This window comes from Neobacillus niacini (genome assembly GCF_019749295.1).
GTDB classification, from domain to species: domain Bacteria; phylum Bacillota; class Bacilli; order Bacillales; family Cytobacillaceae; genus Neobacillus; species Neobacillus niacini_D.
The window spans coordinates 298,728-317,664 of sequence record NZ_JACWFG010000003.1 but is presented as its reverse complement, the minus strand read 5'-3'; the positions used below and the strand labels follow the sequence as shown (position 1 = coordinate 317,664).

The window sequence follows — 18,937 nt, the reverse complement described above, 5'->3', positions numbered from 1 at the left end:
TGTGAGCAGGAGTTTTATTTAATTTACACCACAAATCTCATAGGGGCAGTTTTGGCAGTCTACTTCTTCTTTAAGAAATTTAAGGTTTTTTATTGTGAATTTTTGCTGTTCATAAGATATAACATCATTTTCCCGCAATTCTTTTAATGCACGTTGAATAACTTCTCTCGTACCAAAAGTTAAGTTCGCAAGCTCTTGATGAGTTAATGGGAAGTCAATAAGTATTCCATCCTCGGTCTTTATCCCATAAGTATTACAAAGTCTAATTAAGATTGAGTATAATCCACCTTTTTTACCATTCATAATTAAATCCTGACATTTCATTTGAGCCTTTAGGTAACTTGTACTCAACCAAGAGACAAATGCATTCATCGCATCTGGGTCATTCATGATGAATTCTTCAAATTGTTCTTTTGTTAAAGCAAGAATTTCACAATCATCAAGTGTCTTTGCATAAAACTGATAATGGGGATTTTGTTTAAATATTTGATATTCAACTATCAATTCCCTGCTATTCAAGACCTTTAAAATAAAGTCTTTCCCCCGCATATGAACTCTTCCTAGAGCAACGGTGCCACTGAGCAGCAGGTAAACATATTCAACAGAATCCTTCTCTTGAAAGAGAACAGTTCCTGCTTTTAGCTTTTGTATTTGCTCTGATTTTCGAAAGAAATGATCCAATAAACTATATATAGAAAAACTGCTTCTAAGCATATTTCCCACTCCTTTTATCCCTTCAATTTGATTTAAACATGTATTTACAACCTATCACCGGTTGAAACATGACAATTTATCGAATAATCATTGTTTTTACCCATTATGGGAAAAAGTATGAATAAAAATATCCGTAAAAGGATATTGTAAATTTGTTAGGTACAAAGCATTTTATTTGAAAGAAAACACTTTCTTTGGTAATCTTAAGCTACACAGCTTTAGGAATATTCAAAAATCGTTTTGATTTTGGACATATCTCTAAAGTTTAAAAAACTTTTCTATACATAGGAGGAAATACCAATGGCATTTGAATTACCACAATTACCGTATGCGTATGATGCGCTTGAGCCTCACATTGACAAAGAAACAATGAACATTCACCACACAAAACATCACAACACTTATGTAACTAACTTAAATAATGCTCTTCAAGGCAATGAAGAACTATTATCAAAATCTGTTGAAGAGGTTATTGCTAACCTAGATGCAGTTCCAGAAGCAGCTCGTACAGCTGTACGTAATAATGGCGGCGGTCACGCTAACCACTCATTATTCTGGCAAATCCTTGCTCCAAATGGCGGCGGTGCACCAACTGGTGAATTAGCTGATGCAATCAGCAGTAAATTTGGCAGCTTTGATAGCTTTAAAGAAGAATTCGCAAAAGCAGCTACTACTCGTTTTGGTTCTGGCTGGGCTTGGTTATCTGTAAACAATGGTGAATTAGAGGTTTCTAGTACACCTAACCAAGACTCTCCTCTAATGGAAGGAAAGACACCTATCCTAGGACTTGATGTTTGGGAACACGCGTATTACCTAAATTATCAAAACCGTCGTCCTGATTACATCTCTTCTTTCTGGAATGTAGTTAACTGGGATGAAGTTTCTAAGCGCTACAGCGCAGCAAAATAATTTGATTACTAATTATCAAGACAGCTGATTTGATTTCAGCTGTCTTTTTCTTTTTTTCGTATAAAGGACCTCTGCTTGTTAAAGACTAACCCTTATCACAAAGGGGAGTTATTATGGCGAAAAAATTTAATTTATTAGGTGACGTAAAATTAACGAAAGATTTATCTCTGCTGTTAATAATTGGCGGGTTGTATTCATTGAGTGTTGCTCTTTCAAATACTTTTGTAAATATTTATTTATGGAAACAAACAGGAGAATATTCGGACCTAGCACTATATAACCTGTCGATTGTCATATTACAGCCTTTGACCTTTATCCTGGCAGGCAGATGGGCAAAAAAAATTGACCGAGTTAAAGTGTTAAGAGTTGGTGTCATATTTCTAGCGCTATTCTACCTAATGGTATTAATAACAGGCAAAAATGCTTCAACCTATCTATTGCTTTTAGGGAGTATGCTTGGAATTGGCTATGGTTTTTATTGGCTTGCCTACAATGTTTTAACGTTTGAAATAACCGAACCTGAAACAAGAGATTTTTTCAATGGCTTTTTAGGAATCCTATCCTCGACTGGCGGGATGATTGGACCGATTGCTGCGGGATTTATTATTACACGTTTTGAAAAATTCACAGGGTATTCTATTGTGTTTGGAATTTCTTTAGCTTTATTTGCACTTGCAGTATTCATGAGCTTTTCATTAAAGCCCCGGCCTGCAAATGGAAAGTATTGTTTTAAACGGATTTTGGATGAAAGAAAACAAAATAAAAACTGGCGGCTTATTACAAATGCGAATTTTTTTCAAGGGCTTAGAGAAGGGACATTTTTATTTATTATCTCCGTCCTCGTTTATATTTCAACTGAAAGTGAGATGGCGCTAGGTACGTTTGGTCTTATTAACTCTGGCATTTCTTTTATTGCCTATTATTTTGCATCCCGGTTAATTAAAAAAGATAAGCGAAAAAAGGCTATCCTTGTTGGTGGTATTATCCTTTATTTGGCTGTTTTATTAATCGTCTGGGATATTAGTTATGTAAAACTATTAATTTATGCAGCGATGATTGCAGTTGCTTATCCAATTTTGCTTGTCCCATATATGTCAACGACTTATGATATTATTGGATCTGCTTGGAAAGCGGCAGAAATGAGAATAGAGTATATCGTTGTCCGTGAAATTTTTATTAACCTGGGAAGAATCGTTTCCATTTTGTCATTCCTCGCTGCAGTAACATGGTTTAATGAAAAGGAAAGTATTCCAATTCTCCTTTTATTTCTTGGTGCAGGACATTCATTAATCTATTTGTTTGTTAGACGAGTCCAACTGCCTACAGCATAATGCGGTGAGTAATTCAAATTACTCACCGCATTTATTTTTGTAAACAGGTATTTGGAGTTGTTTGTTGAATACTGTCAATTGGTAAGAGTTTTTAATAGAAACCCTGATGGTTTTCAGCTAAAATATAGCTTATGATGTCGTTTAGGACAAGGAAGTGGAGAATTTGGATATTAAAAAGAGAAAAAAACCGCATGTTACATTCCGGTTGAACATACTTTTCTTTGTTATATTTTTGCTGTTTTCAGTTTTGATACTGCGATTAGGTTTAGTACAGATTGTTTATGGAGAGGACTTTAAACGTGAAATTGAACGGACAGAAGATATAACAGTGAATAACCCAGTCCCTCGGGGAAAAATGTTTGACCGTAACGGGAAAATTATTGTTGATAATACCCCATTAAATGCAATCACCTACACTAAATTTCAGGATTCAAGTCAAGAGGAAATGCTCGAAACCGCTGAAAGACTGGCACAACTGATCGATAAAGATATCTCGAAAATTCGTGAGCGTGATAAACAGGATTTCTGGATATTAAAGAATCCTGAGAAAGCAAAAGAAAAAATTACGGAAAAAGAATGGGACTTATACGATCAAGACGAACTGGATGATAAAGAGATATATAATCTTCAGCTAAAAAGAATTGATGAAAAGGATCTTGCTAGTTTAACTACACAGGATTTAGAAACGCTAGCGATATTTAGGGAATTTAATAGTGGTTATGCTTTAACACAGCAAATTGTTAAAAATGAAAATGTCACTCCTGAAGAATTTGCGGTTGTTAGTGAAAATTTAGAAGATTTGCCGGGTGTTGATACTACTACGGATTGGGAAAGATATTATGCATTTGGCAATACATTAAAAACCGTGCTTGGTAATGTGACCTCCTCTGATGAAGGCCTGCCGAAGGATAAATTAGAGGAATATCTTGCTAAGGATTATAATCGAAATGATCGAGTGGGAAAAAGTTATATTGAGCTGCAATACGAAGATGTCTTACATGGGCAAAAGGGTAAAGTAAAAAATATCACGGATAAAGCAGGTAAAATCCTGTCCACTGAAGTGGTTTCAGAAGGACAGCGTGGTAAAGATCTGGTCTTAACGATTGATATGAATCTTCAACTTGAAATAGAAAAAATTATAGAAGAAGAACTTTGGAAAGCAAAGCAAAATCCAAAATCTGCTCTTTTGGACCGTGCCTTTGTTGTTCTTATGGATCCACACACTGGAGAAGTATTAACAATGGCCGGAAAGCAAATAGCAAAAAATAGTGAGACAAATAAAACTGAAATGCGTGACTTCGCTCTTGGGAATATAACAACCTCTTATGAAGTCGGATCTGTTGTCAAAGGAGCAACAATTTTAACGGGATATAATACAGGGGCAATTAAGCCGGGATCAATGCATTATGATTCACCTTTATTGATAAAGGGTACAGATACTAAGTCTTCATGGAAAAACTTTGGAAGTATTAATGACTTAAGGGCCCTCCAAATATCCTCAAACGTATATATGTGGAAAACTGTTATTGAGATGGCCAATGGGAATTATTCACCTAATAAGTCGCTCCCATTAGACTTAAGTGCTTTTGATACGATACGACAATCCTTTAGTCAATTCGGTTTAGGAGTAAAAACTGGTATTGACCTTCCTAATGAGGGTACCGGTTATATTGGTCCAATAAAACAATCTGGTTTGCTGCTTGACTTGGTGATAGGTCAGTATGATACCTATACCGTTATGCAATTAGCACAATATATTTCTACGATTGCAAATGGCGGATACCGGGTTCAGCCGCATATTGTAAAGGAAATCCGTGAACCAGTCCTGGAGAGCAATGAATTAGGTCCAGTTTTTAAGGAAATTACACCAACCATATTAAATCGGATTGATTTTAAAGATGAATGGATTGATCGAGTTCAACAAGGATTTAGAATGGTTATGCAGGTTGGAGATGGTACCGGTGTTAGTACTTTTAAGGGAGCAGAGTACGATCCTGCAGGTAAAACGGGAACTGCCCAAGCACCATACGATGGTCCTGAACGTAAGAAATTTAAGGAATCGCCTGAAGTGATGAACTTGAGTTTGATCAGCTACGCCCCATTTGAGAATCCTGAAGTTGCTATGGCCGTATTAGTTCCATGGGCATACCAAGGTAACAGTGGGCCGGGTACAGCTAATGTAATTGGCAAAAGAGTATTGGACACCTACTTTAATCTACAAAAACAAGAACAATCAGCCGAAACAAATCAGAATGCAGAGAGCACAGATACACAACAAAATAATCAATAATCTTAACACCTGTCTCAAAAATGAGGCAGGTGTTTTTTTACACTTAATAAATTATTTGCAATTTACAAAATATATACATTCATTTACAAACCCTTTACATCTCATTAAAACAAGCTTTACAGAAGGAATGTATTATTAATCTTGTAAGGAAATACGAACAGACTATTACAAACCAAAATTCTTAGGGGGAATCAAGTAATGAAAAGCTTTAAGAAATTAGCACTAACAGCAATGATGACTGGGGTGCTGGCAATCACTGCCGCTTGTGGTGCACAAGGAACTGAAGGCAAAGAGCAAGCGGGCGAAGAAGCGAAGCAGCTACAAGGTGAAATTAAAATAGACGGTTCATCTACAGTTTTCCCAATCATGGAGGCGGTTGTTGAAGAATATGGCATGGAAGAGCCTAATGTAAAAGTTTCTGTAGGAGTTTCTGGTACAGGCGGCGGATTTGAAGCCTTTATCGCAGGTGAGACAGAATTAAGTAACGCTTCACGTCCAATCAAGGATGAAGAAAAAGCTGCACTTGAAGAGGAAGGTATTGAATTTACAGAATTAAAATTAGCATATGACGGTCTTTCCGTTATTGTAAATAAAGAAAATGACTTTGTTGACCACTTAACAGTTGATGAACTGAAGAAAATGTGGATTGAAGATGGGACTGTAAAGAAATGGTCTGATATTCGTCCAGAATGGCCTGAAGAAGAAATCAAATTTTATTCACCAGGGACAGATTCAGGAACATTTGATTACTTTAATGAAGTAATACTAGAAGATGAACCAATCGTTGAAAAAGCTACACTTTCTGAAGATGATAACATCCTAGTTCAAGGTGTACAAGGTGACAAGAATGCTATTGGATACTTCGGTTATGCCTATTATTTAGAAAATAAAGATTCATTAAAGATTGTTCCAATTGATGGCGGGGATGGCCCCGTTGAACCTACAAATGAAACCATAGAATCCGGTGAATATGCTCCACTCTCACGTCCATTATTCACTTATGTGAAAAATACTGCTGTAAAAGAACAAGAAGAAGTTTATGATTTTGTAAAATTCTTAATCGAAAATTCAGCAGTATTATCTGAAGATGTAGGTTACGTGAAATTACCTGAAGAAGAGTACACCAAGGCACTTGAGACACTAGAATCTCTTAAATAGGGTTTAGAAAATTGTAATATGAGAAGCGCCGAAAAAGTGCTTCTCATATTGCCATTGGTTGAAAGGAGTTTTCGTAATGGAGACGCAAAACATGAAATCATTCTCTGTTCAGAAAATGATTCAGGAAAAGAAAAAGAAAAAAAGCGCAGCAGGAATAGTTGAGAAAATCATGCCTTATATTTTATTCCTTGCAGCTGCTGTTTCGGTGTTAACAACAATCGGAATACTGTTAACTCTAATATTTGAAACATTTATGTTTTTTGATGCAGTTTCAATAAAAGAATTTTTTACAGCGAAAAAGTGGTATCCTTTTTCTGAAACTCAAGGATCTTTCGGAATCCTGCCATTGATTTCTGGAACACTTAAGGTAACCTTAATCGCAACTGTTGTTGCTGTGCCAATAGGACTTACCTCAGCCATATATTTGAGTGAGTACGCATCAGACCGTTCTCGCAGAATTATTAAACCGATATTAGAAGTATTAGCTGGAATCCCAACGATTGTATATGGCTTTTTTGCCCTAACTTTTGTCACTCCTTTATTACGTGACATTATTCCTTCCCTAGAAATTTTTAATGCTTTAAGTCCTGGTATTGTAATTGGAATTATGATTACACCGATGATAGCGTCGCTTTCAGAGGATGCAATGACTGCAGTTCCAAATTCAATGAGGGAGGGTGCGCTCGCACTTGGATCGACAAAATTTGAAGTAGCTATTAAAGTCGTTCTGCCTGCTGCAATCTCAGGAATTATCGCATCAATCGTGCTATCGATATCACGAGCAATCGGTGAAACGATGATTGTCGCTGTTGCCGGCGGTTCTACTCCTAACCTTGAATGGAATGTGACAAGCTCGATACAAACCATGACCGCATATATTGTCCAAGTTAGTCAAGGTGACGCTGGTTACGGTACAACGATTTACTATAGTATCTACGCTGTTGGTATGACACTATTTGTATTTACATTGGTGATGAATCTATTTGCACAATACATCACTCGTCGTTTTAGGGAGGAATATTAATGCACTTAATAGACCATAAGTCTGTTGTCAAACGGATGAAATCCAGGTTAGCAATGAACATTTTTTCAAAATCTGTATTCTTTGCTGCAACAATGTTTGCACTGTTAATTTTAGGGGTTTTATTATATCGGGTGTTCACTCAAGGATTTGGTTATTTAGATCTTCAATTTCTACAAAGTCTCCCTTCCCGGAAGCCTGAACAAGCAGGAGTATACGCTGCTTTAATAGGAAGTATTTGGTTAATGGGTGTTGTTGCTCCGGTCTCTTTATTACTTGGAGTCGGGACTGCCATATACCTTGAAGAATACGCAAAATTAAATAAGATGACTGCTTTTATTAAAGTGAATATTTCTAATCTAGCAGGTGTACCTTCCATCGTTTTTGGTTTATTAGGTTTAACTGTCTTTGTTCGTGCGCTTGCATTAGGGACAAGTGTACTAGCTGCAGGTCTTACTATGAGCTTACTAGTTTTACCTATTATTATAGTTGCCTCACAGGAAGCTATTCGAGCTGTTCCTAAAGAATTGCGTGAAGCTTCATATGGAATGGGTGCAACGAAATGGCAAACCATAGTACGAGTTGTTTTACCAGCTGCGATACCTGGTATTTTAACAGGTGGAATATTAGCACTTTCTCGTGCTATTGGAGAGACCGCACCACTAGTCGTAATCGGACTGCCATTATTCCTAGCTTTTTTACCAAACACCTTATTAGATATGATTACGGTGCTGCCAATGCAAATTTATAACTGGACCGGACGTCCTCAAGCAGAATTTCATGCGTTAGCAGCGGCTGGTATTATCGTCCTGCTGGTTCTGTTAATTATCATGAATTCAATCGCTGTGTTAATTCGAAATAAATTCCAAAAAAGATATTAAAATTGACACTTTTAGGAGGAATGATTGTATGGAAACAACAACGGCAACTGCAAAAGTAATACAACCAGAACACAAACAATTTGTCTATAAGACTAGTAATCTGGATTTATGGTATGGAGAAAACCATGCACTGAAAAATATTAATCTCGATATTATGGAAAATGAAGTTACTGCCATTATCGGTCCATCGGGATGTGGTAAATCCACGTATATTAAAACACTAAATCGAATGATTGAATTAGTTCCTGGAGTTAGAACTTCTGGAGAAATTCTCTACCGAGAAAGAAATATACTTGATAAATCCTACCAAGTTGAAGAATTAAGAACAAAGGTTGGGATGGTGTTTCAAAAACCGAATCCATTTCCAAAATCAATTTATGAGAATGTAGCTTACGGTCCCAAAATCCACGGGATTCGTGATAAAAAAATCCTGGATCAGATTGTTGAGAAGAGCTTAAGAGGGGCAGCCATTTGGGATGAAGTCAAGGATCGTCTTCACCAAAATGCATATGGGCTTTCTGGGGGACAGCAGCAGCGCCTTTGTATCGCCCGCTGTTTGGCGATTGAACCAGATGTAATCTTAATGGATGAACCAACATCTGCATTAGATCCTATTTCAACATTAAAAGTTGAAGAACTAGTCCAAGAACTGAAGAAGGATTTTAGTATCATTATCGTAACCCATAACATGCAGCAGGCAGCACGTATATCTAAGAAAACAGCTTTCTTTTTAAATGGAGAAGTGATAGAATTTTCAGAAACCAACAAAATTTTCTCCACTCCTAAAGATAAGAGAACAGAGGACTATATTACAGGAAGATTTGGATAAGAGGTGAAGAGATGAGTACAAGGTCAAAGTTTGATAGTAAATTAATGAGTTTAAGAGAGAAATTATTAGAAATGGAAAAATTAGCTGAGACAGCAGTTAGAGACTCACTCAGTGCCCTAATTAATCAGGATTTAGAAAAAGCAAAACAGGTTATCGATGGTGATAATGCCATTAACGCATTGGAACATGAAATCCATGATAATGCTTTATTATTGATTGCAAGGGAATCACCAGTTGCCAAGGACTTGAGAACAATCAATGTTGCTCTTAAGGTTTCATCTGAAGTGGAACGAATGGCTGATATGGCAGTCAATATAGCAAAAGCAACCCTGCATATTGGTAAAGAAAAGCACTTTAAAGAAATTTTAGATATTCCGAGAATGATGGAGTATGCCCTTGAAATGGTAACCCTGTCCATTAAAGCATATATAAATGAGGATATCATGTTAGCACAAAAATGTGCTGAAAAAGATGATGTTGTGGATGATATGTTTGGTAAATTAGTACATGAACTGATTAGCAAGGTTCCTGAAAATCCAAATGCAACAAACCAGATTATACAACTTGCTTTTGTATGCCGGTTTATCGAGAGGATTGCTGACCATTCAACGAATATAGCTGAGAATGTCATTTACTTGGTAACGGGAAAACAATTTGATTTAAATGAGTAAGAATGAAATAAACCAACATGATGAGACAAAAAAACTTTGTCTCATCTTTTTTATCTGGAGAAAATTGTCGATTTTTAGTAGGTTTCAATGTTTATAAATTTTTTCGATTATCTAGCATTCTGTACTATCAAAGGATAAGCAAAATCCGACAAAATGCGTTTATTGTACACTTTGACTGCTGATGTTACCATTAATATTGTCTATGAGAGAATATTTCGATTACTTTTGCATATAGTATTGCTTGCGGAAATGGAGGAGAACAATGATAGAAGAAATTATTAAACTTAGAGAGGATGGTTTATCGTTCCGAAAAATCGCCTCTCAATTGAATACAACTATTGGCAGAGTGCAATATAGATGGAATAAATATATTAAGTCCCAGGAAAATAGCAGGGAAGTTCCTTCAGTTGAAAAGAAGGAGCATAAGGAAGAAAATAATATAGATCAATCAACGAACGATTGTACACCTGTAAAAGGGGAGCTTCAGGTTAAACTTGTAACACCAAGAAAAGTAATTGTTTTTTGGGAAGTGTCTAGCATTCCTAACAAAGTCTTGGGCTTATTTTATAATAAAACATTGGAGGAAATGGTTCATATCGTCAGACTTTATGATGTTACGGATATTATTTTTACGGGGAATAATGCTCATCACTACTATGATATTACTGTTCCTTATAATAAGGGATATTGGTTTATTAAAGGATTGACAGCGAATCGCAGCTATGTTGCTGAATTAGGTGTTAAATTAAATGATAAAGAATTTTTCCCAGTCCTTCGTTCCAATTCTGTTCAAACTCCGGCCATTGGTAATCTAAATGGCAGTGAAATATATAAAAATTTAGTGACCGCTCAACATATTGATGAATTTTCACCTAAGTGGATTGACCATGTAAGTACCTACAGCTATTATGGAGAAACAAAAAATGACTGATAACCCAATGAGTGATAGGAATAAAAAGCATACCAGTGAAGGGCAATTAAAAATTCTTATTTTAACATGGGAATACCCTCCGAATGTTGTTGGAGGGCTCTCGAGGCATGTCTGTGGTCTTTCCGAGCACTTAGTTCAATTAGGTCATGACGTACATGTGGTTACGGCTGGAAATGGAGGACTCCCTGCTTTTGAAAACATAAATGGAGTTCATGTCCATCGTGTCATTCCAATAAACAACCAGGATGATGATTTTCTTTCTTGGATTGCCGGCCTTAATTTAACGATGAGTTATAAAGGGGTACAAATAGCAGCTGAGATAAAGTTTGACATTGTCCATGCTCATGATTGGCTGGTAGGAACTTCAGCAATTACACTAAAAGAAGAGCTTTCTGCGCCATTATTGACGACCATCCATGCTACAGAACACGGTAGGAATAATGGGATTTATAATGATATGCAGCAATTTATTCATGAAAAGGAAAGGCAGTTAATTAGCGAGTCAGATCAAATAATTGTTTGCAGTCAGTATATGCGAGAAGAATTACTATCAAACTTCCAGCTCTCTGAGAAAAAAATGGCTATTGTTCCTAACGGTATTGAACAAGGTGAAGTTATGGTTCAATCAGCCGAAATCTATCCATTCATTAAGGACAGAAAGTATGTTTTTTCTATAGGCAGAATGGTGAAAGAAAAGGGATTTGAAACAATCATTGAGGGTGCACAACTGGCAAAGGAAAGCAAAAAAGATATTTATTTTGTTATTGCTGGTAAAGGACCAATGCTTGAGAGATACCGTAAGATGGTCAGTGAAAGAAATTTAGACCATTATATTACCTTTATTGGGTATGTTTCGGATGAGCAAAGAAATGCACTATTAGTTAACAGTGAAATCGCTGTTTTTCCAAGTTTATATGAACCTTTTGGAATCGTCGCACTAGAAGCAATGATCCTTTCTAAACCAACAATTGTTTCGGAAACAGGGGGATTAAAAGGAATTATCATGCATAAGCAAACTGGTATGCTGATGGATCCCGGTGATGCTGATAGTCTTCTATCAAATATTGATTTTTTAACACAATATCCACATAAGGCGAAGGAAATTGGCGAAAAAGGCAGGCAAATCGTTAGGAGCCTCTATGGTTGGAAACGAGTTGCTTCTCAAACAGTGAAAGTTATCGAAGAAACGATGATAAATAAACGTGCAAATGTTAATGAAAACTCTAGATAATATACTTTTATTGTCTGGCGCTGGCGCCTCTTCAAGGCGCTTTTGCTTTTCTTTAAAAACATACTAGCATTTCCTTTTGAAAAATGATATTATAGAAAAGTCGTATGAACGAACTAGCTTAATCGTTTGGAGGGAAATTAACATGCGTGTAAATATTACGTTAGCTTGCACTGAGTGTGGAGATCGTAACTATATTTCAACAAAAAATAAACGTAACAACCCTGATCGTCTTGAGCTTAAGAAATATTGCCCAAGAGAAAAGCGTACAACAGCACATCGTGAAACAAAATAAGCAGTAGGGCTTCCTGCTGCTTTTTTCTTTGGATAAAAATAAGGAGAATACGATATAGATGAATGAAAAAACTCTTATACGAAAAGAAATGAAAGAGAGACTTTCAGGACTTTCTAAACCTTACTATGAAGATTATTCCTATATAATTGCCAGGAATCTATATGATCAAGATGACTGGATACAAGCGGACGTGATTGGGGTTACTATTTCAAAGGAGCCAGAGGTTGATACCTATCAAATCATTCGAAAAGCGTGGGAATCTGGAAAAGAGGTTGTCGTTCCAAAATGTCATCCAAAGGAAAAGATGTTAACCTTCCATAAAATAACACAGTTTTCGCAGCTCGAATCTGTATTTTATGGATTATTTGAACCCATCATTGACCAAACGATAGAAGTTGGACACGAGGATATTGATCTTTTGATCGTACCGGGTTTAGCTTATACAAGAGATGGTTTTCGGCTGGGTTTTGGTGGTGGATACTATGATCGTTATTTACCACAATATAAGGGTAAAACGATTTCACTTGCTTTTCACTTCCAAGTTATTCCACATTTTCCTGTCGAAGAACATGATATAGCTGTCTCGAAACTTATTACTAATGAAGAGGTAATAAAAATAAAATGATTCAAATTCTAATTCTTATTTTGATTATAATTGGCGGAATAGCAGGTTATTTACAACATTCATTAAGTAGAAATGGTGCTATTGCTGCTGTTGTAGTTGGAATTGCTGTCTACTTCGGCTTCGGTGTAAAAGGGCTAATCCTTTTAGGCTTGTTCTTTGTAACCTCCAGCTCTTGGTCAAAATTTAAGAGTACTGCAAAAATAGAAATGGAAGAAAAATTGGCCAAGGGATCAACTAGAGATTGGCGCCAAGTTATAGCCAATGGAGGTTCAGCAACGATTCTAAGCCTTATTTATTATTTTCACCAGGACGTTACTTGGCTGGTTGGTTTTACGGTTTGTCTTGCCAGTTCAAATTCAGATACATGGGCTTCAGAGATTGGTTCATTAAGTAAAAAAAGACCTTTATACATACGAACGTTTAAACCCATAGAAAAAGGAACATCAGGTGCTGTCAGTTGGCTGGGCACTATCGCTGCATTACTAGGGTCAATGTTAATTGCATTAGCAGGCACCTTGCTTTTTCATCTGGAGATAACTCTCTTCCTTATTATTTTTATTTTTGGTTTTTTAGGAAATATCATTGATACTTTATTAGGTGCCTATTATCAGCAAGTGTATCGCTGCAGAATATGTGGTATAGAAACCGAAAAAAAGGTCCATTGTCAAACCGCTGCAAAAAGAATAAAAGGGTATCATTTAGTGGATAATGATATGGTGAATTTTTTGTCAGGATTCATTGCTGCAGTGTTAGCAATGTTAGTTGTTTATTTGTAATATACTAGGTAAGAAGTTACGATTACATTTATGCTGAGCTAGCTATTTTTAATAGAAACTCACTTTTCTCAAGGAGGTAATATAATGGTAAAAGTAAATAGAGTTGTTCTAGTTGGAACAGGGTTTGTAGGTTCAAGCTATGCCTTTGCGTTATTAAACCAAGGAATCACAGAGGAATTAGTATTAGTCGATTTAAACGAAGCAAAAGCTGAAGGAGATGCGATGGATTTAAATCATGGTCTGCCTTTTGCTCCTTCACGCACTAAAATTTGGTATGGAACCTATGCTGATTGCGATCAAGCTGATTTAGTTGTGATTACAGCTGGTGCTAACCAAAAACCTGGTGAAACACGCTTGGATCTTGTTGAGAAGAACACCAACATCTTCAAAGGTATAGTTGAACAAATAATGGCTAGTGGTTTCGATGGTATTTTCTTAGTTGCAACGAACCCAGTTGATATATTAACATATGCTGTCTGGAAATTTTCTGGTCTTCCAAAGGAACGTGTAATTGGTTCTGGAACTATTTTAGATACTGCAAGGTTCCGCTTTTTATTGGGACAGTATTATGATGTTGATACACGTAACGTTCATGCATACATCATTGGTGAGCATGGAGACACGGAACTTCCAGTATGGAGCCATGCAGACATTGCTGGAATGAAAATCTCCGAATGGACTAGTAAACATGAAACAAACCAAGAGGACCTAGATAATATATTTATTAATGTCAGGGATGCTGCTTATCATATTATTGAGCGAAAAGGTGCCACCTATTATGGAATAGCCATGGGACTGGTTCGTCTAACAAAAGCGATATTGCGTAATGAAAATTCAGTTTTAACTGTCTCAGCTTATTTAGATGGTGAATATGGTCATAAAGACGTCTATATCGGCGTACCTGCAGTAGTAAATCGCAGTGGAATTAGGGAAGTTGTTGAACTAGACTTGAATAAAAAAGAAAAAGAAAAGTTTACAAACTCAGTAAATGTTCTAAAAGAAACAATGGATCCTGTCTTAAGTAAATACTGATAAAGAGTGGATAAAAACATCCTCCTATTCACACAATATGGGTAGGAGGGGATGATAATGTCTCGTATGTTGACATCCATATTTATGATTGGGTCAATTGGCTATTTTGCATTCCGCTTTAGATACCGGATTATTAACCTGTTACTCAGGTCAGGCTGGATGCGTAGAATAGCTGTAGGCTCGTTCATGAGCTTTCCAGGTGTGAAAAATAAAATGATGCAGACTGTATTTGGCGGACCTGCTGAAAGACCATCTGATTGGTGAAAACCACAGATGGTTTTTTTGTTGATAAAATGCCCATGTTAGCATCTAATTTAGTCATTGTTAGGTTTGAATTTCGTTTATAATATAATAAACAAGTGTAAGATGGATAAAAAATAATAGAACTATGATGTCCTAATAGAAAGTAGTGGGAGTATTGAATTATAGAGAGGATTACGTCTTTTGGAGATTGGCTCATTTCTTAATTTCGGATCAAGGATACCGAATTATACAATTATTTGAAAATCAAAAAGAATTATGGCTTGAAAAACTCGAAAATAAAAGAACCCCTATTGTTAGGCTGTTACGACAAGATTTAGACTGGAGTAATTCCATGCAGAGAGATATTGAATTTACAGCCTCAAATGGAGAAAAAATCCGGAAACAGATCGGACGCGGGGAACTTTTGGTTGTAAATATCTATATTAGTCAATTCCCTCCTGTTGATGAGTATGAATATCGGCTGCAAAGTCCATATATTTTTCCTGAAGGAAATAAAACGAGTGTAAGCACTGTATTGCTAACAAGCAATCAATACGAATTAGGATTAAAAGTATTATCAGAAAGACTAGAAAGAGAAGTCTCATTTCCACTTCAAGATGAGTATTCACAGGAAGACGTTGATTCGCAAAAGAAACTAGCTTTAGATTCTGCCATACAAATGTCTAAAAAAGAAAAGGAAATGTTTTCAAAGGGAAGACCACTTTTTACATACTTATTTATGATCATTCAGGCCGCTGTTTTTTTATTGCTAGAGCTTCAAGGCGGAAGCACAAATACCTCAACACTAATTAAATATGGTGCAAAATTTAATCCTTATATTTATGAAGGAGAATGGTGGAGATTCATAACACCTATTTTCCTTCATATTGGATTTTTACATTTAGCAATGAATACCTTGGCTTTGTATTTTTTAGGCCCCGCTGTTGAAAGAATCTTTGGTAATATACGCTTTTTATTTATTTATCTACTTGCCGGAATATCAGGGGTTATTGCCAGTTTTATTTATAGTCCTAATATTTCAGCTGGCGCAAGCGGGGCGATCTTTGGATGTTTCGGTGCATTACTTTATTTTGCTCTAATTTATCCAAAGCTTTTTTTTCGAACAATTGGACCTAGCGTTATTCCAGTATTAATCTTTAACTTAATATTTGGTTTTACTGTGTCCATTGTAGATAATGCTGGTCATTTAGGCGGACTAGCAGGCGGTTTCCTTGCTGCAGGAGTGGTTCATTTCCCTAAAAAGAAAAAGCCATTCTTACAGATGCTTTTCTTATTGTTTTCAGCATCTATCATATATGGCTCCTTATTCTATGGTTTCCAGCGTTCCGAAACAGGCGGCAATGAAAGCTCAACTATGATGCTGGCTCAAGAATACATTAAACAGGAGAACTACGATAAAGCAAATGATGTATTAGCGAAATACGTACAAACCGTTAAAGAACCATCTGCAGAAGTGTATTTTGCATTATCCTTTGTGGAAATAAAATTGAATAAACTCGTTGAAGCAAAATCTCATCTTCTTAAAGTGATAGAATTGGATCCCAATTTACCAGAAGCGTACTATAATTTAGCGTTACTCTATTTAGAGGAGAATAACCTATCACAATCAAAAAGAAATGCATTAAAAGCAGCAGAATTAAAACCAAGTCAACAGGAATATTCTGATTTAGTTCAGGAACTTAATCGTTTACTTCCATCAGCTGTCGAAGAAGAATAGGCTCCCCTGACCTAGTTTCAGTTAATACTAATAAATGAGTTTTATCATTTGCAATTAATATAAGTGGAAGGGTGCTGCCTTTGGGATTTTCAATGGCACCTTCTGCTTTTTTTATTCCGAGGATATAATTTTTATATAATCCCTCCCAAAGGTTTCCTACAATCGCAGCAGTCTCTGATTTTGTAAAACCGGGTAAGGTATCCTTTGCCAGTTCATTAAATTGGCTGAGGGGAAACGCCTCCTGGTAGTTTCTCAAGTTAATAGAAAAATGGCGCAATCCTTTGTTCCAGCTAAGTTGCAGCATTCTTTCTGTCTGCTGGTCTAATTGTTTCTTTAATTTTTCTTGATCATTTTGAGTTGTTATGAAGAAAATTTGATGGGATGACATTGCTTGTGAACTGAAAATTTGATTGTCATTCTCATGAAGCTCTGCATGGTGGAAGGTAATAGCTTGTAAAAAAACACTCTCGTCAATCGTGATTCTTTTTTCCTGCTCAATCACTGAGGTATTTTGCTTCCAATTCCAAAGTTGATCGATAAGACGTCCATTTGCAAATAACAGAGCAGCATCCTGTCTTAAATAGGCTTCCCGATCCAAGATGGATTTTTCCTTCCAAAGGAGTGTATTTGCTGGTTTACTCATTACGGTAAGATTGGTTTCAGCTGTTTTAAAGGTTACCTTTGGGTCAATCGGGAAGTACGTAATACTTTCCTGTACTTTCGGATTTTTATGTTGTTGTATTGAAAAAGCTAGAACAACGAGAATTAATGTGAAAAGAACAAAATATATTTTATTCATAGGACCCCACCTTCTATTTTGGTGCCTCAGTTAAAATTTGATATATCTATTAATGTTATATGGGGACAATTAACTGGACATGCCAGAATCTTGTATTTTCATTAGCGAAAAAGAACAACTTGAGGGTGGTAGGGGGTTAAGGTATACTTTACTTGTAATGTTTCTCATCCTTTATGTAAGAGGGCTAATTAAATGAAGTCAATTTATGATATTCAACAATTTTTAAAGCAATATGGGACGATTATTTATATTGGCGATCGAATCGCCGACCTAGAATTAATGGAGTCAGAATTAAAAGATTTGTATCAAGCTCAGTTAATTGAGCCGAGAGAATACTCAACTGCTCTGTTAATTTTAAGACATGAAATAAGATTTCTAAAAGAAAAAGAAGAAAAAGATAGGTGATAATAGTGTCGGAACAATGGATAGTTGGTGTTGACCTTGGCGGGACAACTACAAAGTTAGCGTTTATTAACCTGAACGGAGAAATTCTTCATAAGTGGGAAATTCCCACTGATAACTCAAATGAAGGTCAAAATATTACTAGGAATATTGCAAGCGCAATAGAACAAAAATTAATAGACCTTAAAGAACAAAAGTCAAAATTAATAGGAATTGGTATGGGAGCACCTGGACCGATAGATTATGAGACAGGTATTGTTCTGAATGTTGTTAATCTAGGGTGGAAGGATAACTTTCCTTTACAAGAAAGTTTGCATTCACTAACAGCTCTGCCAGTTGCGATTGAAAATGATGCGAATTGTGCGGCATTGGGTGAAATGTGGAATGGTGCTGGTAAGGGTGCAGACGACTTAGTATGTGTGACACTCGGAACGGGTGTAGGCGGCGGCGTAATTGCTAACGGTAATATTGTTAGGGGCATTAATGGTGCAGCCGGTGAAATCGGGCATATAACGTCTATACCGTTTGGCGGGGCGCCTTGTAACTGTGGAAAGACAGGATGCATAGAAACCATTGCTTCTGCAACTGGAATTGTACGATTAGCAAAGGCAGAGCTATCAAAAGCTGATGCTAATGGGACGCTGGCACTAATTTATGCCGAAAATGGAAAAGTCTCAGCAAAAGATGTATTTGATAGTGCTCGAAATGGGGATGAACTTGCTAAAAAAATAGTGGATGAGGTCGCTTTCCATCTAGGGTTTGTTCTGGCGAACATAGCGAATACATTGAACCCGGACAAAATTGTTCTTGGCGGTGGTGTTTCTAGAGCGGGTGATATTTTATTGGACCCGGTAAAAATGAATTTCTCTAAGTTTGCTTTTTCAGCGGCCAGAGATTCTACAAATCTTGCGCTGGCAACACTTGGGAACGATGCTGGAGTAATTGGTGCGGCATGGCTGATTAAAAATAAACTAACCGTATAAGAAAATATTTCATGATACCTGCACAAGCTGCGGGTTTTTCTTTTGCTCATTTTATTACCTTTGCCATCATATGATTTTTAT

Annotated in this window: 20 protein-coding genes; 18 read left to right on the top strand and 2 right to left on the bottom strand. The window is 36.5% G+C overall.

Going from position 1 to position 18,937, the window contains the following annotated elements:
• Positions 1-18 precede the first annotated feature (18 nt).
• Positions 19-714: a Crp/Fnr family transcriptional regulator gene (locus tag H0184_RS07420; protein WP_221823039.1), complete on the bottom strand. Its 696-nt coding sequence runs from the start codon at positions 712-714 to the stop codon at positions 19-21.
• A 300-nt stretch (positions 715-1,014) separates the two neighbouring features.
• Here H0184_RS07420 and H0184_RS07415 point away from each other — a divergent pair, with 300 nt between their 5' ends.
• The 16 genes from H0184_RS07415 (at position 1,015) to H0184_RS07340 (ending at position 16,672) form a co-directional block, all read left to right on the top strand.
• Positions 1,015-1,623: a superoxide dismutase gene (locus tag H0184_RS07415; RefSeq protein ID WP_221823038.1), complete on the top strand. Its 609-nt coding sequence runs from the start codon at positions 1,015-1,017 to the stop codon at positions 1,621-1,623.
• Between the two features lie 113 nt (positions 1,624-1,736).
• Entirely contained in the window at positions 1,737-2,954 is a 1,218-nt protein-coding gene (locus H0184_RS07410; RefSeq protein ID WP_221823036.1) for an MFS transporter, read from the top strand.
• A gap of 163 nt (positions 2,955-3,117) precedes the next feature.
• On the top strand, positions 3,118-5,244 hold the full coding sequence (locus H0184_RS07405) for a peptidoglycan D,D-transpeptidase FtsI family protein (RefSeq protein WP_221823035.1): 2,127 nt from the start codon (positions 3,118-3,120) through the stop codon (positions 5,242-5,244).
• Positions 5,245-5,442: 198 nt separating this feature from the next.
• Complete coding sequence (locus H0184_RS07400; protein ID WP_221823033.1) at positions 5,443-6,402, top strand: PstS family phosphate ABC transporter substrate-binding protein; 960 nt, start codon at positions 5,443-5,445, stop codon at positions 6,400-6,402.
• 76 nt (positions 6,403-6,478) lie between these two features.
• The gene (gene pstC, locus H0184_RS07395) at positions 6,479-7,426 is read left to right on the top strand and encodes a phosphate ABC transporter permease subunit PstC (protein ID WP_221823031.1); all 948 of its coding nucleotides are present in this window, start codon (positions 6,479-6,481) and stop codon (positions 7,424-7,426) included.
• Positions 7,426-8,304 (top strand): phosphate ABC transporter permease PstA, encoded by an 879-nt coding sequence (gene pstA / locus H0184_RS07390; RefSeq protein WP_221823029.1) that lies wholly within the window; start codon positions 7,426-7,428, stop codon positions 8,302-8,304. Before pstC ends, pstA begins: the two co-directional genes overlap by 1 nt.
• A gap of 28 nt (positions 8,305-8,332) precedes the next feature.
• Positions 8,333-9,133 (top strand): phosphate ABC transporter ATP-binding protein PstB, encoded by an 801-nt coding sequence (gene pstB / locus H0184_RS07385; protein ID WP_221823027.1) that lies wholly within the window; start codon positions 8,333-8,335, stop codon positions 9,131-9,133.
• Between the two features lie 11 nt (positions 9,134-9,144).
• Positions 9,145-9,804: a phosphate signaling complex protein PhoU gene (phoU, locus tag H0184_RS07380; RefSeq protein WP_221823025.1), complete on the top strand. Its 660-nt coding sequence runs from the start codon at positions 9,145-9,147 to the stop codon at positions 9,802-9,804.
• 262 nt (positions 9,805-10,066) lie between these two features.
• Positions 10,067-10,735, top strand: coding sequence for a DUF4912 domain-containing protein (locus H0184_RS07375; protein WP_221823023.1), 669 nt, complete (start codon positions 10,067-10,069; stop codon positions 10,733-10,735).
• Entirely contained in the window at positions 10,728-11,966 is a 1,239-nt protein-coding gene (locus H0184_RS07370; protein ID WP_221823022.1) for a glycosyltransferase family 4 protein, read from the top strand. Before H0184_RS07375 ends, H0184_RS07370 begins: the two co-directional genes overlap by 8 nt.
• 142 nt (positions 11,967-12,108) lie before the next feature.
• Positions 12,109-12,258, top strand: coding sequence for a 50S ribosomal protein L33 (gene rpmG, locus H0184_RS07365; protein WP_015594975.1), 150 nt, complete (start codon positions 12,109-12,111; stop codon positions 12,256-12,258).
• Between the two features lie 58 nt (positions 12,259-12,316).
• Positions 12,317-12,883: a 5-formyltetrahydrofolate cyclo-ligase gene (locus tag H0184_RS07360; RefSeq protein WP_221823020.1), complete on the top strand. Its 567-nt coding sequence runs from the start codon at positions 12,317-12,319 to the stop codon at positions 12,881-12,883.
• A complete protein-coding gene (locus H0184_RS07355; RefSeq protein WP_221823018.1) occupies positions 12,880-13,659 on the top strand; it encodes a DUF92 domain-containing protein in 780 nt (259 codons plus the stop codon). Before H0184_RS07360 ends, H0184_RS07355 begins: the two co-directional genes overlap by 4 nt.
• Before the next feature lie 81 nt (positions 13,660-13,740).
• Positions 13,741-14,691 carry an L-lactate dehydrogenase gene (locus H0184_RS07350; RefSeq protein WP_221823118.1) on the top strand — a complete coding sequence of 317 codons (951 nt, stop codon included), beginning with the start codon at positions 13,741-13,743 and terminating at the stop codon, positions 14,689-14,691.
• A 57-nt stretch (positions 14,692-14,748) separates the two neighbouring features.
• On the top strand, positions 14,749-14,955 hold the full coding sequence (locus tag H0184_RS07345; protein ID WP_221823016.1) for a hypothetical protein: 207 nt from the start codon (positions 14,749-14,751) through the stop codon (positions 14,953-14,955).
• A gap of 145 nt (positions 14,956-15,100) precedes the next feature.
• On the top strand, positions 15,101-16,672 hold the full coding sequence (locus tag H0184_RS07340) for a rhomboid family intramembrane serine protease (RefSeq protein WP_396953580.1): 1,572 nt from the start codon (positions 15,101-15,103) through the stop codon (positions 16,670-16,672).
• Here H0184_RS07340 and H0184_RS07335 read toward each other — a convergent pair.
• A complete protein-coding gene (locus tag H0184_RS07335; protein WP_221823012.1) occupies positions 16,635-17,471 on the bottom strand; it encodes a hypothetical protein in 837 nt (278 codons plus the stop codon). The two genes, H0184_RS07340 and H0184_RS07335, sit on opposite strands and share 38 nt — an antisense overlap.
• A 192-nt stretch (positions 17,472-17,663) precedes the next feature.
• On the opposite strand from H0184_RS07335, the gene H0184_RS07330 reads away from it, so the two are divergent.
• Both H0184_RS07330 and H0184_RS07325 read left to right on the top strand, forming a co-directional pair.
• A complete protein-coding gene (locus H0184_RS07330) occupies positions 17,664-17,876 on the top strand; it encodes a YqgQ family protein (protein ID WP_221823010.1) in 213 nt (70 codons plus the stop codon).
• Between the two features lie 5 nt (positions 17,877-17,881).
• Positions 17,882-18,856, top strand: a complete 975-nt coding sequence (locus H0184_RS07325) for an ROK family glucokinase (RefSeq protein WP_221823009.1) — start codon at positions 17,882-17,884, stop codon at positions 18,854-18,856.
• The last annotated feature ends 81 nt before the right edge of the window (positions 18,857-18,937 follow it).

What these genes read in the sequence shown, in the direction of transcription:
- H0184_RS07420 (WP_221823039.1), bottom strand. Translation starts at nt 714, where the DNA reads ATGCTTAGAAGCAGTTTTTCTATATATAGTTTATTGGATCATTTCTTT.
- H0184_RS07415 (WP_221823038.1), top strand. Translation starts at nt 1,015, where the DNA reads ATGGCATTTGAATTACCACAATTACCGTATGCGTATGATGCGCTTGAG.
- H0184_RS07410 (WP_221823036.1), top strand. Translation starts at nt 1,737, where the DNA reads ATGGCGAAAAAATTTAATTTATTAGGTGACGTAAAATTAACGAAAGAT.
- H0184_RS07400 (WP_221823033.1), top strand. Translation starts at nt 5,443, where the DNA reads ATGAAAAGCTTTAAGAAATTAGCACTAACAGCAATGATGACTGGGGTG.
- pstC (WP_221823031.1), top strand. Translation starts at nt 6,479, where the DNA reads ATGGAGACGCAAAACATGAAATCATTCTCTGTTCAGAAAATGATTCAG.
- pstA (WP_221823029.1), top strand. Translation starts at nt 7,426, where the DNA reads ATGCACTTAATAGACCATAAGTCTGTTGTCAAACGGATGAAATCCAGG.
- pstB (WP_221823027.1), top strand. Translation starts at nt 8,333, where the DNA reads ATGGAAACAACAACGGCAACTGCAAAAGTAATACAACCAGAACACAAA.
- phoU (WP_221823025.1), top strand. Translation starts at nt 9,145, where the DNA reads ATGAGTACAAGGTCAAAGTTTGATAGTAAATTAATGAGTTTAAGAGAG.
- H0184_RS07375 (WP_221823023.1), top strand. Translation starts at nt 10,067, where the DNA reads ATGATAGAAGAAATTATTAAACTTAGAGAGGATGGTTTATCGTTCCGA.
- H0184_RS07370 (WP_221823022.1), top strand. Translation starts at nt 10,728, where the DNA reads ATGACTGATAACCCAATGAGTGATAGGAATAAAAAGCATACCAGTGAA.
- rpmG (WP_015594975.1), top strand. Translation starts at nt 12,109, where the DNA reads ATGCGTGTAAATATTACGTTAGCTTGCACTGAGTGTGGAGATCGTAAC.
- H0184_RS07360 (WP_221823020.1), top strand. Translation starts at nt 12,317, where the DNA reads ATGAATGAAAAAACTCTTATACGAAAAGAAATGAAAGAGAGACTTTCA.
- H0184_RS07355 (WP_221823018.1), top strand. Translation starts at nt 12,880, where the DNA reads ATGATTCAAATTCTAATTCTTATTTTGATTATAATTGGCGGAATAGCA.
- H0184_RS07345 (WP_221823016.1), top strand. Translation starts at nt 14,749, where the DNA reads ATGTCTCGTATGTTGACATCCATATTTATGATTGGGTCAATTGGCTAT.
- H0184_RS07335 (WP_221823012.1), bottom strand. Translation starts at nt 17,471, where the DNA reads ATGAATAAAATATATTTTGTTCTTTTCACATTAATTCTCGTTGTTCTA.
- H0184_RS07330 (WP_221823010.1), top strand. Translation starts at nt 17,664, where the DNA reads ATGAAGTCAATTTATGATATTCAACAATTTTTAAAGCAATATGGGACG.